The following is a 12679-nucleotide window of genomic DNA, read 5'->3' as shown; positions in this document are numbered from 1 at the left end:
AAAAGCAACGGCCTTTGCTGTGGTGCCGGTGGCGCGCAAATGTTTAAAGAACCCGAGCCGGGCAAAAAAGATATTAACGACGAGCGCATGCTTGATGTGCTGGAAACCGGCGCGCAGATAGTAGCATCGGGCTGCCCGTTTTGCATGACCATGCTTACCGATGGCGTTAAGCACATGGAAAAAGAACAGGAAATAAAAGTGCTGGATATAGCTGAAATAACCGTTAGGGCAAACGGATTATAACGTTCAATTTAAACATATAGGTTGTAATAGGGGCGATATAGGTGTATAAATAGGGTGTAATTAGCTGGATATTAAAAATGAACAACAGTTACTTTTAATATCCTAAACCTTATCACTTATGAATTTATCACAAACACCGCCGCTTGCCAGTGATGGCTATTACCATCCATCCAACGAAAATGAATTAATATCTCTTGTACAAAAAGCCGCGGCCGAATCACTCGAGGTCAGGTGCAGGGGGGCAGCGCACTCATTATCACATGCTATTTATACTGATCCGGGGCAGGGGTTCCCACAATTGCCTAATGTTGTTTCAGAACAAATACCACCACAGGGGCCAAACCTAAATATCATTTTTGATAAATACAATAAACTTGTTTGGATAGACGAGGCAAAAGGTATTATTGAGGTAGAAGCTGGTATTCACCTCGGGTTAGATCCCGAAGACCCCACTGGCGTATCTACTTTACAAAACAGCCTGCTATACCAAGCATTTCAAAAAGGTTTTACCCTTACCGACCTGGGCGGCATTTCGCATCAAACGGTAAGCGGCTTTTTGATGACAGGTTCTGCCGGCGGATCTTTATGGTATACGCTGGAAGAGAATATTATGGGCCTTTCCATTATTGACGGCAACGGCACGCTGGAGTGGTTTAATAAAGATGATGAAAATTTTGGCGCTATAGCCCTATCATTGGGCTTGCTTGGCATTGTAAGTAAAGTGCGTTTGCAACTAACGCCTAACTTTAATATTTACGGGCAGCAGATCACTTACCCTACAGCGCTTGCCAGCTGCCCTATCGATCTGTTAGGTAACGGAGCCGATGGGAAACCCGGATTGGAAACATTCTTAAAGCAAACGCCATATTCAAGGTTGTTATGGTGGCCGCAAGATAAAGTTAACCGGGTAGTGATATGGGAAGCTTCGCGCGGGGCGGCAATGCCCGTGTTTGACCCTGTGCCGTATGAAGAATTTGCGGACGATTCCTTTTTAACTAATGTAGAGCAATTGCTGGCCGCCATGTTGTTTACCATGTTAGGCAACAGCAAATTCTCTGTTGTTTGGGAAAAGCTTAAGCCGTCGTTTGCCGAATTTGAAAAGCTTACCGCACAATTGTGGAACAACAGCTTTTTTGCCGGCCTGGTAACGTTCATCCTCAAAATAATTGGTTTTTTGCTTACGTTGTTCTTTATGACGTTTAAAGGTTTGCTTCGTGGAGTGTACCCAATGATGATTGACACTTTACAACCGTTAACTAAGAAAGGAAAGCCACAAATGTTTATGGATTATACCTACAGCAGCTTGCCGATGGATAACAACGCTAACGATATTATGATGGGTACCGAGTTTACCGAGATCTGGATACCCTTGCAAGACACCGCGCGCGCCATGAAACTGTTGGACGAAATGTTTACAAAAGACAAATTTAAAGCCACAGGTTATTACTCAACCGAACTGTACGCGGGTAAGCAAAGCTCTTTTTGGCTAAGCCCGGCGTTTGAGCGGGATGTGTTAAGGATAGACTTTTTTTGGTTTACCACCAATGAAGGTAACCCGGCAAATAAGGATGGGTTTTTCGCCCAGTTTTGGGAAGAGCTTCGCAAGCAGGATATACCATTCAGGTTGCATTGGGCCAAGTTTTTGCCTGAGTACGACTATGAAAATTGGGCCGCATATTTAAAAGCGCAATACCCGCGCTGGGACGACTTTATGAACCTTCGCGAGAAACGCGATCCAAAGAATATATTTTTAAATAATTATTGGTCGCTGCACTTGTTTGGTAAAGCAAAAGGCGCTTAGCAATATGTATTAAATCCCTGGTTTGTATTCCTAAACGGGCCAGGGATTTTTCCTTTATAAAGCCTTACCTTTCAAAAAAATCAATGCCTGTTTTAAACTATTCAGCCGTTTCAAATTAAACGAATAATACTCCTGTTTGCCTCAATAGTTAGGACTAACGGATGGTATATTATTTAATCCATATTGCAATAATCCCATTCTTCGCATTTTGGCCATAGTATTCTTTTGGCACAGGGTGTTTACTGTAATAGATGTCTGTAATAGAATCGAGTGTAAGTTTTGATAGTTCTGCATAGCAATTAGTAGGGGATATTGGCTTTCCATTTATAAGCAGCACCGGTTCTTTCGAGGCCGAATCGACAGGGTTTTGAGAAAGTTGTGGTTTGGTGTATTTACTTAATGCTGTTTTTAAAATACCCTCTTTGTCTTTTACGGATTGCTTCCCCTTTGTAACTATTAATACCAAAAGCTTTCCCGGATTTTTGGTTGTCGGCAATAACTCTTCGTTCCAAAAAGGGTCAATACTTAATAAGTTATTATTGGCAAGCGATTTTAAGTCATTATCCAACCTTACCGAATCCTTAGCTTCATAAACAATATTGTTAAACGCATAGCCCCATACCTTGCTGGCTTTATAGGCTGTATCACACTTAATTAGCCACTCATCAATATGTTGTTTATTTACATTCTGCCCGTATATATATGGGCTAAATAATAATAGCATCGCCGCAAAAAGTAACCTCATAATCCTTTTCCTTTCAAAAAATTTAATGCCTGTTTTAGGCTATCCAACTTTAACGGTGATAACTTCCTTACTGGTATATCCCAATGTGTAGCCATCGAATCTACGTCGCCTTTGGGGTCTTCGTAGGTTTGTACAATAATGTCATCGGCCTGGGTTTTTATTTGGAGGGTATCTGTAGTGGCGCTGCCGGGTATATAGCTCAATTCTGCAAAGCGTTGTAAATTAAAAGAATAATACTCCTGTTTGCCCTGTTGATAAGTTTTGCGCAAGCGGATAAAATGGTCTGCCGTAAGGGTTATTTCGTACTTCTTTAGTTTGGGTTCAGCGGCAGGGTCGTAATTCTCGTTCAGGAACCTGTTGCCCCAGTTTACCCACTCCTGTTCGCCATAAAACGCCCTAAAACCGCCAAAAAACAGCCCCAAAAGGGATATTAAGATTATTAGAAACGCTTTTTTCTTTCCCGACAGAAGTGATGTTTGCATGACAACTTATAATAAACCTAAGTTAATAATTTGATAAATTTGCGATATGGAATTTTCTTCACATTCAAGAGTTTGGGTATATCAATCGGACAGGAAACTTACCGATGCTGAGGCATTGCAGGCACAGGTTTTGCTGGATAATTTTACCACCGGATGGACAGCACACAACAACCAGTTGCTGGCCAAAGCCGAAATAAGGTACAACCGCTTCCTTATCTTGATAGTAGACGAAAGCCAGGCGGGCGCAAGCGGCTGCTCGATAGATAAATCGGTAAACTTTATGAAACAGCTGGAGCAGCAGTTCGGCATTAACTTGTTTGATAGGTTTAACCTTGCTTACCGCGATGGGGAAGAAGTACTATCCGTACCGCGCCATCAGTTTGAAGAGCTTTTAAAAACCGGAAAGATCAACACCGAAACCGTTGTGTTTAACAACCTGGCCCAAAACTTAACCGAGCTGCAAACCAAATGGGAAGTGCCGTTTAAGGATAGCTGGCATATACAACTGTTTAGGGATCTGGTAGCAAGATAAGAGGGCTTAACCACTTTCCAATCAACAACTCACCATTCAACTACTAAGACTATGTTCATCATCAGCCTCAATTACATTGTCCCCCTGGAAGAGCTTGACCAACACATGGAAGCCCATGTACAGTACCTGAAGAAATATTATAAGGCCGATGTGTTTATTATGAGCGGCCGAAAGGTGCCGCGTACAGGTGGTGTTATTATAGCCCAGGCCGATTCGAAAGAAATACTGGAGAAGATCATCGCTGAAGATCCATTCTATGAGCACAAGCTTGCCGAGTTTGAAATTACGGAGTTCCTGGTATCACAATCACATCCCGGGTTGAAAGATATTTTGCGGTAACCGTTTTGCTATCCCTGGCGAGCAAGATGCTTCCCTACGTTCCGCATGCCGATTCTTTGTAATATTACTTATATTGCATTATGGAACAGTATGATAGCCGGGTTGAGGCTTACATAGGTAAGTCGGCCGATTTTGCACAGCCAATTTTAACGTATCTAAGGCAGGTGATTCATGAAGCTTCGCCGTTAATAACCGAAACCATTAAATGGGGCTGCCCCTCGTTTGATTATAAAGGACCAATAATAATGCTGGCGGCTTTTAAGCAACATTGCGGGCTTAACTTATGGAAAGCATCGCTAATAGACGACCCACAGCAGATAATGAAGCTGAATGATGAAAGCGCCGGGCAATTTGGCCGTATTACCAACATCGCCGATCTGCCACCTAAAAATGTACTGATAGATTTTATAGAACAAGGCGTTAAACTGAATGAAGCCGGTAAAAAGGTCCCTATACAAAAAGCCACTATCGAAAAAACGGAGTTGATAATTCCTGATTATTTCGAGGCTGTGCTAAACCAGCATCAGCAGGCAAAAGCAGCGTTTGATGGGTTTAGCTATTCGAATAAAAAAGAATACCTGGAGTGGATAGTTGAAGCTAAAACCGATGCTACCCGTGATAAACGCATGCAAACCGCTGTTGAATGGCTAAGCGAGGGTAAATCAAGAAATTGGAAGTATAAGTAAGTTAAAGTGCTACTTTTCCACCAAAGCCAACCACTTTTTTATCACATTCTGCAAGGCAGCAGTCTTAGCCTTTACATCATCCATATCTTTAAAAATAGCCAGTCGCCTGCCATCTTCATAATCGCCCTCTAAAAAACCTGTGGTGTCATTCACCTTTGCACCGCTTGGGAACACCAGCATAATGCGGTTTTTGTGCAGGTTCATTACTATTATATCCCGTTTATATTCCTTTGGGTCGAAAGGAGCCATGTCGCCGGTATAGTAAAAACTGGGGTTGTTCCATTTTATCTGTTCATCAATTTCGCTGTTGGTGCTTAAAATGATCTGCCTTAGTGTTTCAACCATATCGCGGATAGTAGGATCAAGCTTTTGGATGTGTTCGGTTACCTGCTGTTGTGAGGTGTGGGTTAGTTTAGGCATGGCGATATTGATTGTGCTGATTTGTCGAACTAAATTAACAAATGATAACCGGTTGCAATCGGGAACGGGAAAATAGTAAATAAATATTTGCCGATAGAGGCGGGATAAAGCCTTTTAGCCATTTCCGCTCAAAAGTTATTTCATCCTGCGTTTTTATTTTCAATGCGCTTCCTGATCCGGCTCAGTGAAGGGTTTGTTATACCAAGGTAAGATGAGATATGATAAGCCGGGATACGTTCAACAATATCCGGATGTTCTTCCAGTAACTTGATATAGCGTTGTTCATGCGAGAAGAAAATGAATTCTTCTGTGCGGGTTTGTGCAATGGTAAAAAATAATTCGGCCAGGAGCCTGCCGAATTTCCCCCAGTTTGGATGGGTTTCATATAAATTGTTAAGATCTTGATAAGAGATAAAAAAGATCTCCGAATCCTCCATTGCTTCAATAAAATACCAGCATGGGTTGCGTGATACAAAGCTTCTGAAAGAAACGACAAACTGATTTTCTGAGAAAAAGAAAATGTTCTTATCTTCTTTTGTATCAGGGTCGCGGAAATAGATCCGGAATATGCCTTTAACTATCAATCCAAGATCGTTGCAAACCATGCGTTGCATGTTGAAGAAGTCGCCTTTGTTCATTTTTCGCGCTTTCCAAAACGGCTGGCTGTCGCTAATATCTTTATCGTTCAGTGGGGCAAAATCCCTTAAATGCTGAAAGATGTCATCGTTTTTATCGGTCATTTGATAAGTAATTTGTGTTCATCAGAACCTGGTTTGTTTACAACACCCTAAATATAATTTGAATATAATATAAGCATTTTCACTTAAGTGAAAATTTCATCTGGGAAAGAGTTAGCTTTATATCTCTTGATTAAATATATAGCTAAAACTGGTCCGGTTTGGCAAATGTAATAGTAACGTAACTTTCTGATAAGTTTTAACTTAAGTTAAAAACGCGCCGTTTTATATAGTGGAGTTTTGCATGACAACATATAAATTAAAATCATGACATCAAATGCTCAACCTAATGCAGTACTGGACGGACAGACCGTTGAAACTGCCAGATCGTTACGCAAGCTGTATTTTACCCGCGCCGTATTTTCAATAGCCTGGGTTATTCTTATCGCCCTTTTTGCAAAAACTTCTATCCTCGTTGCCAGTATTTTGCTGGTCATTTACCCTGCCTGGGACATAGTGGGCACCTTCTTAGATATCCGTGCCAATCATAGCAGTCCTTCTAAAACGCCGCAATATGTAAATATTGTAATTAGTGGCATCACTACAGTTGCTGTGTATATTGCTTTACAAAAAGGCGTTCCCGAAGCATTGATAGTTTTCGGTGCCTGGGCAATTGGAACAGGATTGATCCAATTGATCTTAGGATTGCGCCGCAGGAAAACCCTGGGTGGCCAATGGCCTATGATCATTAGCGGTGGGCAATCTATACTCGGTGGAACATCTTTTATACTTTTGGCACACGATCCTACAAAGGGAATTACCAGTTTGGCCGGGTATGCTGCGTTTGGTGCCTTTTACTATATCCTTGCTGCATTTCGTTTATCTAAAACAGCTAACCAGGTTGCTTCAGTATAAATAAATGGGTTTTACCGCCTACAGCCTTAGCCTGAATTGTTGCAGTGACCCTTTATTTGGGTAAAACAGCTTTATTATGGAAAAGTCCCCGCAGACATGCGGGGCGCTTAGGCCGCATGTTGGGCGCTAAGCTGGTGTGAAATAATGAAAAGCTTGCAAGTGTTTTTCTTGAGAATGTTATGTGGTCGCTTAAAACTCCAGCGGCCCCAACCTGCGCATGTTTTTCATGATAAAGTTGGATTTATATTGCTAATTATTTTTGATACAATTCTTTTATTTCGCCCGAAGGAAAAAGGAAGATAACCTCTAAAACCGTACTGGTTTTGGACATTGATATAAATTATTTTTTTGTTGAAAATGACTACAATAGAACTCCTTGCAAATGCTTTTCTATTTTTTGCAAGCAGGTAATTATCATTTGATCGATAAATGGTGTATTTTTCTTTTTTAAGGTAACCTTCAATCATCTTTCTTACCTCACGTGGTTCAGCAATTATTGGATAACCTATTAATCTTTCGTTTACTTCCAAAGCTTTTATACTAAAGATTATTATGAAAATAATTAATAGAGCTGATATAATTCCCCAATAATAGTTCTCAAAACTATTACCATGTTCATAATATTTATCTTTTAAAAAGGAAAAAGAAAGTAAGCTAAGTAGGAGCAGTATAAAGAATAAACCATACTTGATGGGAATATTAGGATCATTCCACTTTAACCGCAATGCTTTTAGTGATTCTTTATAGTTTAGGTCTTCCAATATACAAATGCTGCATTAACTGCATAAATATAATTCAAATATTTCCAATAAGATAGGAATTACTTAAAACTCCAGCGGCCCCAACCTGCGCATATTTTTCATGATCAGATATTGCCTATGCCTTAAATAGCGGGTTGGTTTGGTTGCGCTCCACTTAAGCGGGCTTGGAAATATCACCGCTATAGCTGCCGACTGGCGCCTGGTTAATTGTGATGCCGGTTTATGGAAGTAAGCTTGTGATGCAGCTTCTATACCGTATATACCATCGCCCATTTCAATTACGTTAAGGTACACCTCCATAATGCGTTTCTTGCTCCAGAAGGTTTCTATGAGCACGGTAAACCACGCCTCAAAGCCCTTACGTACAAATGAACGGCCGGGATACAGGAAAACATTTTTGGCGGTTTGCTGGCTAATGGTGCTGCCACCTATCAGTTTTTTGCTTTTAGCATTTTTTTGGATAGCACGCTCTATCGCTCTAAAATCAAAGCCGTGGTTTTCTAAGAAGCTCTGGTCTTCGGCGGCAACGGCTGCGCGTTTCATGGGGTCGGCAATCTGGTCAAAGTCTACCCATTGCTTATCTATCTTCCAGTCTTTGCCATCGGCTTTGCGCTCAAAACCGCGTTGTATCATTAACCAGGTAAAGGGCGGGTTTACAAACTTGAATAACAACACACCAAACAAACTGGCGGCAACAAACACAATAGCAACCAGCTTTACTATCCGTAAAACCAGCCTTACAATGCCGATATTAAAAAATCCTTTTGTTTTGCTGCTGCTTTTTTTGCGGCTTTGTACCTTCTTCGCCATTGTAAACTTTAATACCCCTAATCTGCGGATAATCTTTTTATTTAAACACAAAAAAGGTGTTTAGCCTAAACTAAACACCTTTTTTCTAAAACTCTAAGCTCTAATATCTAAATTCGAAATTGAACATTCGAAATTCGATATCTAAGGTTAATTACTCAGCAACAACTGAGAAAGGAACCTGAACTTTTACTTCTTTATGCAGGTTCACAATCGCGGTGTAATCACCAACAAATTTAGGCTCCTGGTCAAAAGTGATACGACGACGGTCAACTTCAAAACCTTCTTTCTTTAATGCATCAGCTACCTGTATGGTATTGATAGCACCGAAAATTTTGCCGCTTTCGCCAGCTTTAGCGCCGATAGTAAGTTTTACACCTTCTAAACGTGCAGCTATCGCGTCAGCATCTTTGCGTATTTTTTCTTGTTTAAACTGTGCTTGCTTCAAGTTTTCTGCTAAAACTTTACGTGCGCTTACAGTTGCTAATATTGCGTAACCTTTTGGGATAAGAAAATTGCGGCCATAACCTGGCTTTACATTCACTACATCGTCTTTATCGCCGAGGTTTTTTACGTCTTGTTTTAAAATAACTTCCATTGCTTTTTACCTCCGATTATTTTAATGAGTCTGTAACATAAGGTAATAAACCGATGTGGCGCGCACGCTTAACAGCCTGTGCCACTTTACGCTGGAACTTCAAAGAAGTACCTGTTAAACGGCGAGGTAATACTTTACCCTGATCGTTAATAAACTTTAATAAAAAGTTAGCGTCTTTGTAATCGATATACTTAATACCATTCTTTTTGAAACGGCAGTATTTTTTACGGTTATCCTCCACTTTTGGAGCGGTAACGTATTTAATTTGGTCGTTTGCCATTAGTTGTTTTCCTCCACTTTAGCCGCAGGTTTCTTGTTAAAAGCACCGCTGCGTTTTTTGTCATTGTAAGCAATGGCATGTTTATCCAAAGCAATGGTTAGGAAGCGCAAAACACGCTCATCGCGCCTTAATTCAACTTCCAGTTTGTTAATTAAATCACCCGGAGCCCTGAATTCAGTTAAGTGATAGTACCCTGTAGTTTTCTTCTGAATAGGGTACGCTAATTTTCTCAAACCCCAATTATCCTCCTGGACAATTTCGGCTCCGTTATCTGTTAAAATCTTGCTGTATTTGGCAATTGCCTCTTTAGCAGTTTCATCTGATAACAACGGGGTTAGAACGATCACGATTTCGTACTGTTGCATTATTATTTTGATTTTTAATTATTTATCCCTGTATATCGGGGCTGCAAATGTAGGCAGAATTATTTTATAATCAAAGCGGTATAAGTTGTATTTTACAGACAGCAATACGCTTGTTAATCACGTTATTATACAGTGCAAAAGATTACCGCGGCTAATTTCTGTAAAACATTAATATCTATCAATCTGTCTTTATTAAAAATAACAACATATGCAGTTTACCAACCAATATCCACATGACGATAACAAGGAGGATTTTACCGACGATTTTACCTCTTCGCCCAAAGAAACCCCTGTGGATGGCGACTGGAACGATGAGGAAGATGAGGACTTTGACGACCAGATGGAGTTTGAAGATGATTTGAACAAGATCCGCACTGCCGATGACATGGGAGAGCCCGCCCCGGAAGACGACGACCATATGCCTGATGGTGATATGCAATAGGTAAAACCCCAATTTTATTCACAATCCTTAATTGAGGTTTTAACTTAAAGCAATTGTTGTTACCTTAGTGCCTGTGGATAATTTCATTGTTTCGGCACGCAAATATCGCCCGGCTACTTTCGAAACCGTTGTAGGTCAGCAGCATATAACTAATACGCTAAAAAACGCTATTAAGAATAATCAGCTGGCACAGGCATTTTTATTCTGCGGACCAAGGGGAGTGGGTAAAACCACCTGCGCGCGCATACTGGCAAAAACCATTAATTGTACCGATTTACAGCCCAATGGCGAAGCCTGCGGCGTGTGCGATAGCTGCCGTGCTTTTATGAACGGTAACTCGTTTAATGTACACGAGCTGGATGCGGCATCAAACAACTCGGTTGATGATATCCGTAGTTTGATAGAGCAGGTACGTATACCGCCACAAGCCGCCCGTTACAAGGTTTATATTATTGATGAGGTGCACATGCTATCGCAGGCGGCCTTTAACGCCTTCCTGAAAACGCTTGAAGAACCACCCAACTATGCCATATTTATTTTAGCCACTACCGAAAAGCACAAGATACTGCCAACCATACTATCCCGTTGCCAGATCTTTGATTTTAACCGCATAAGGGTAGAGGACATGGCCGGCCACCTGGCAGGCATAGCCCAAAAAGAAAACATTACCTACGAGAACGACGGCCTGCACATTATTGCCCAAAAGGCAGATGGTGGCTTGCGCGATGCCTTGTCCATGTTTGACCAGATAGTGAGTTTTAGCGGCGGTAATGTTACCTATCGTTCGGTTATTGATAACCTGAACATACTTGATTACGACTACTACTTTAATATAACCGATAAGCTATTAGGCGAAGACAGCGCCACAACGCTGCTGCTGTTTGACGAGATCTTATCAAAAGGATTTGACGGGGCGCATTTTATATCCGGCCTGTCCGAGCATTTCCGTAACCTGCTGGTAGGTAAGGATGCATCAACCATAAAATTGCTGGAAGTTAGCGAAACCATAAAGGCGCGTTACCTGCAGCAATCGCAGGCTGCATCGGTATCGTTCCTGCTATCGGCCATGAATATTGCTAACCAGTGCGATATTAGTTATAAGCTGAGCAAAAACCAGCGTTTACAAGTAGAGCTTGCCTTGCTCAAAATGAGTAACCTGCTCTCGATATTTAATTTATCGGCCCTGCCGGTAAGTGAAAACGCTGCTGCCCCAAACGGGGAGGTAAAAAAAAAACCTGATACCTCAGTAAATAGCACTCCTGTAACTAACTATACTACAGACAATATGGCTGTGGTAAGGGATAATCCAGTTACTTATAACAGGACCCCACCAGTAACGGCACCTGCCACGCCAACTATGGCAATGCCTGCTGCCGAAGCTAAACCAGAGCCTGCAGCCGAGAAACCAAAAGTATTTATCCCCAACGCGCACAGCGGGGCTACGTCTATAAAAATACCCTCGTTAAAAGACCTGGGCAAACAGGTAGAAGAGGCAGCCCTGGAGGAAGAAGACCCATATTTAAAAGGTACTGATAAAGAATCGTTCACAATTGACCAGTTTTTGCAACTGTGGACTAACCATGGTGCTAAATTAAAGGCAGAAGGTAAAGCGGCAACTTTGTACACCATATTTACATCGGTAACCCCAATAGTTTTGGGCCCCGAGAATTTTGAAGTGCCTGTATCTAATAAGGTACAGGAAGTGGCCTTTAGGGATGAACGCCCATATCTGTTAAACTTTCTGCGTACCACCCTCAAAAACTTTAGCATTGAAGTTAACGCCCGTGTTGATGAGCAAACCGTAGCAAGAAGGCCATATACCGCTATGGAAAAGTTCCAATACCTGGCAGCCAAAAACCCACAGCTTATTGATTTGAAGAATAAGTTTAATTTGGATTTCGATTAGGAGAATTTTACCACAGAGTACACAAAGATAAAAACACAGAGAGCACAGAATTTATTTAAAAATCTCTGTGCTCTCTGTGTTAATAAACAAATATATCCTCTGTGATCTCTGTGGTAAAATCACAAACAACATTTATTTTTTTGGTGTATCATTTTTAGGATAACCTTCCTCGTCCAGGTCATCGCGGTCATCCTCGGGGGTGTGTGCTAAAGCTGCATCACGCGGGTTTAATTCTAAAATTTTTCCGCTATCAATATGCATACCCAAAGAATCGGCATCGGTTTCAATTGAGCGGTCGGCATCATACTCGCCTTTAGTATCATATGGGTTGGCTTCATCATAAGTAGAGTTCATGTCCTCGCCGTCTTTCACAGCCGTATCGTAAGGGTCGGGGTGGTCATAATCAGGATTATCGCCCTTTACATCATACTCGTAACTGTTGATATTTTCATCATAATTCAGATTCTCGCTATCAGCAGTTTCGTTGATGTCTTCATTTAATGGAGTGTTCCTGTCCTCCGGATCAGTAACAAAGTCTGGGTTTTGATTATCGGGTATCATAGATTATAGTTTACTATATATATACTAAAAATCTTGCCAAAAATTATTACGGCTATAATAATTACTTACTAATTAATTGCTTTACGGTAAGATGTAACATCGCCTAATGCAAACTTTAC

At 41.2% G+C, this 12679-nt stretch carries 18 protein-coding genes; 8 read left to right on the top strand and 10 right to left on the bottom strand.

Features of this window, described 5'->3' with window-relative positions:
* On the top strand, positions 1–243 hold a 243-nt coding region (locus JWQ85_RS01885; protein WP_299463070.1), incomplete at its 5' end, for a (Fe-S)-binding protein.
* Positions 244–361: 118 nt separating this feature from the next.
* Positions 362–2044 (top strand): D-arabinono-1,4-lactone oxidase, encoded by a 1683-nt coding sequence (locus JWQ85_RS01880; protein ID WP_299463068.1) that lies wholly within the window; start codon positions 362–364, stop codon positions 2042–2044.
* Between the two features lie 169 nt (positions 2045–2213).
* On the opposite strand, the gene JWQ85_RS01875 is transcribed toward JWQ85_RS01880, so the two are convergent.
* A complete protein-coding gene (locus JWQ85_RS01875; protein WP_299463066.1) occupies positions 2214–2789 on the bottom strand; it encodes a hypothetical protein in 576 nt (191 codons plus the stop codon).
* A complete protein-coding gene (locus tag JWQ85_RS01870; protein ID WP_299463063.1) occupies positions 2786–3271 on the bottom strand; it encodes a hypothetical protein in 486 nt (161 codons plus the stop codon). The genes JWQ85_RS01875 and JWQ85_RS01870 overlap by 4 nt, the downstream gene beginning before the upstream one ends.
* Positions 3272–3317: 46 nt before the next feature.
* On the opposite strand from JWQ85_RS01870, the gene JWQ85_RS01865 reads away from it, so the two are divergent.
* The 3 genes from JWQ85_RS01865 (at position 3318) to JWQ85_RS01855 (ending at position 4828) form a co-directional block, all read left to right on the top strand.
* Positions 3318–3803 carry an ABC transporter ATPase gene (locus tag JWQ85_RS01865; protein WP_299463060.1) on the top strand — a complete coding sequence of 162 codons (486 nt, stop codon included), beginning with the start codon at positions 3318–3320 and terminating at the stop codon, positions 3801–3803.
* 51 nt (positions 3804–3854) lie between these two features.
* On the top strand, positions 3855–4142 hold the full coding sequence (locus JWQ85_RS01860; RefSeq protein ID WP_299463057.1) for a YciI family protein: 288 nt from the start codon (positions 3855–3857) through the stop codon (positions 4140–4142).
* Between the two features lie 80 nt (positions 4143–4222).
* The gene (locus JWQ85_RS01855) at positions 4223–4828 is read left to right on the top strand and encodes a YdeI family protein (RefSeq protein WP_299463054.1); all 606 of its coding nucleotides are present in this window, start codon (positions 4223–4225) and stop codon (positions 4826–4828) included.
* 9 nt (positions 4829–4837) lie between these two features.
* Here JWQ85_RS01855 and JWQ85_RS01850 read toward each other — a convergent pair whose 3' ends face one another.
* Both JWQ85_RS01850 and JWQ85_RS01845 read right to left on the bottom strand, forming a co-directional pair.
* Positions 4838–5248 (bottom strand): DUF1801 domain-containing protein, encoded by a 411-nt coding sequence (locus tag JWQ85_RS01850; protein ID WP_299463051.1) that lies wholly within the window; start codon positions 5246–5248, stop codon positions 4838–4840.
* Between the two features lie 140 nt (positions 5249–5388).
* A complete protein-coding gene (locus JWQ85_RS01845) occupies positions 5389–5988 on the bottom strand; it encodes a Crp/Fnr family transcriptional regulator (RefSeq protein WP_299463048.1) in 600 nt (199 codons plus the stop codon).
* Positions 5989–6252: 264 nt separating this feature from the next.
* Between JWQ85_RS01845 and JWQ85_RS01840 the strand changes: the two genes are divergently transcribed.
* Positions 6253–6840, top strand: coding sequence for a hypothetical protein (locus JWQ85_RS01840; RefSeq protein WP_299463045.1), 588 nt, complete (start codon positions 6253–6255; stop codon positions 6838–6840).
* Between the two features lie 224 nt (positions 6841–7064).
* Here JWQ85_RS01840 and JWQ85_RS01835 read toward each other — a convergent pair whose 3' ends face one another.
* The 5 genes from JWQ85_RS01835 to rpsF form a co-directional block, all read right to left on the bottom strand.
* Positions 7065–7601: a hypothetical protein gene (locus tag JWQ85_RS01835; RefSeq protein WP_299463042.1), complete on the bottom strand. Its 537-nt coding sequence runs from the start codon at positions 7599–7601 to the stop codon at positions 7065–7067.
* A gap of 63 nt (positions 7602–7664) precedes the next feature.
* On the bottom strand, positions 7665–8411 hold the full coding sequence (gene mtgA, locus JWQ85_RS01830; RefSeq protein WP_299463039.1) for a monofunctional biosynthetic peptidoglycan transglycosylase: 747 nt from the start codon (positions 8409–8411) through the stop codon (positions 7665–7667).
* A 151-nt stretch (positions 8412–8562) separates the two neighbouring features.
* Positions 8563–9006, bottom strand: a complete 444-nt coding sequence (gene rplI, locus JWQ85_RS01825; protein WP_256538823.1) for a 50S ribosomal protein L9 — start codon at positions 9004–9006, stop codon at positions 8563–8565.
* 16 nt (positions 9007–9022) lie between these two features.
* Positions 9023–9286, bottom strand: coding sequence for a 30S ribosomal protein S18 (gene rpsR, locus JWQ85_RS01820; protein ID WP_067054791.1), 264 nt, complete (start codon positions 9284–9286; stop codon positions 9023–9025).
* A complete protein-coding gene (gene rpsF, locus JWQ85_RS01815) occupies positions 9286–9651 on the bottom strand; it encodes a 30S ribosomal protein S6 (RefSeq protein WP_299463032.1) in 366 nt (121 codons plus the stop codon). Before rpsF ends, rpsR begins: the two co-directional genes overlap by 1 nt.
* A 208-nt stretch (positions 9652–9859) precedes the next feature.
* On the opposite strand from rpsF, the gene JWQ85_RS01810 reads away from it, so the two are divergent.
* Positions 9860–10093 carry a hypothetical protein gene (locus JWQ85_RS01810; protein ID WP_299463029.1) on the top strand — a complete coding sequence of 78 codons (234 nt, stop codon included), beginning with the start codon at positions 9860–9862 and terminating at the stop codon, positions 10091–10093.
* A gap of 73 nt (positions 10094–10166) precedes the next feature.
* Positions 10167–11999, top strand: a complete 1833-nt coding sequence (locus tag JWQ85_RS01805; RefSeq protein ID WP_299463026.1) for a DNA polymerase III subunit gamma/tau — start codon at positions 10167–10169, stop codon at positions 11997–11999.
* A 132-nt stretch (positions 12000–12131) separates the two neighbouring features.
* Here JWQ85_RS01805 and JWQ85_RS01800 read toward each other — a convergent pair whose 3' ends face one another.
* Positions 12132–12560, bottom strand: a complete 429-nt coding sequence (locus tag JWQ85_RS01800) for a hypothetical protein (protein WP_299463023.1) — start codon at positions 12558–12560, stop codon at positions 12132–12134.
* Positions 12561–12679: the final 119 nt, after the last annotated feature.

This window comes from Mucilaginibacter sp. (genome assembly GCF_028288105.1).
Lineage (GTDB): Bacteria > Bacteroidota > Bacteroidia > Sphingobacteriales > Sphingobacteriaceae > Mucilaginibacter.
The sequence above is the reverse complement of the archived record's forward strand: the minus strand, read 5'-3'. Positions and strand labels throughout refer to the sequence as shown.

Excerpts from the sequence above, each read along its gene's own strand:
- rplI (WP_256538823.1), bottom strand. The coding sequence starts at position 9,006 with ATGGAAGTTATTTTAAAACAAGACGTAAAAAACCTCGGCGATAAAGAC.
- JWQ85_RS01800 (WP_299463023.1), bottom strand. The coding sequence starts at position 12,560 with ATGATACCCGATAATCAAAACCCAGACTTTGTTACTGATCCGGAGGAC.
- rpsF (WP_299463032.1), bottom strand. The coding sequence starts at position 9,651 with ATGCAACAGTACGAAATCGTGATCGTTCTAACCCCGTTGTTATCAGAT.
- rpsR (WP_067054791.1), bottom strand. The coding sequence starts at position 9,286 with ATGGCAAACGACCAAATTAAATACGTTACCGCTCCAAAAGTGGAGGAT.
- JWQ85_RS01855 (WP_299463054.1), top strand. The coding sequence starts at position 4,223 with ATGGAACAGTATGATAGCCGGGTTGAGGCTTACATAGGTAAGTCGGCC.
- JWQ85_RS01840 (WP_299463045.1), top strand. The coding sequence starts at position 6,253 with ATGACATCAAATGCTCAACCTAATGCAGTACTGGACGGACAGACCGTT.
- JWQ85_RS01845 (WP_299463048.1), bottom strand. The coding sequence starts at position 5,988 with ATGACCGATAAAAACGATGACATCTTTCAGCATTTAAGGGATTTTGCC.
- JWQ85_RS01850 (WP_299463051.1), bottom strand. The coding sequence starts at position 5,248 with ATGCCTAAACTAACCCACACCTCACAACAGCAGGTAACCGAACACATC.
- mtgA (WP_299463039.1), bottom strand. The coding sequence starts at position 8,411 with ATGGCGAAGAAGGTACAAAGCCGCAAAAAAAGCAGCAGCAAAACAAAA.
- JWQ85_RS01875 (WP_299463066.1), bottom strand. The coding sequence starts at position 2,789 with ATGAGGTTACTTTTTGCGGCGATGCTATTATTATTTAGCCCATATATA.
- JWQ85_RS01870 (WP_299463063.1), bottom strand. The coding sequence starts at position 3,271 with ATGCAAACATCACTTCTGTCGGGAAAGAAAAAAGCGTTTCTAATAATC.
- JWQ85_RS01865 (WP_299463060.1), top strand. The coding sequence starts at position 3,318 with ATGGAATTTTCTTCACATTCAAGAGTTTGGGTATATCAATCGGACAGG.
- JWQ85_RS01880 (WP_299463068.1), top strand. The coding sequence starts at position 362 with ATGAATTTATCACAAACACCGCCGCTTGCCAGTGATGGCTATTACCAT.
- JWQ85_RS01860 (WP_299463057.1), top strand. The coding sequence starts at position 3,855 with ATGTTCATCATCAGCCTCAATTACATTGTCCCCCTGGAAGAGCTTGAC.
- JWQ85_RS01810 (WP_299463029.1), top strand. The coding sequence starts at position 9,860 with ATGCAGTTTACCAACCAATATCCACATGACGATAACAAGGAGGATTTT.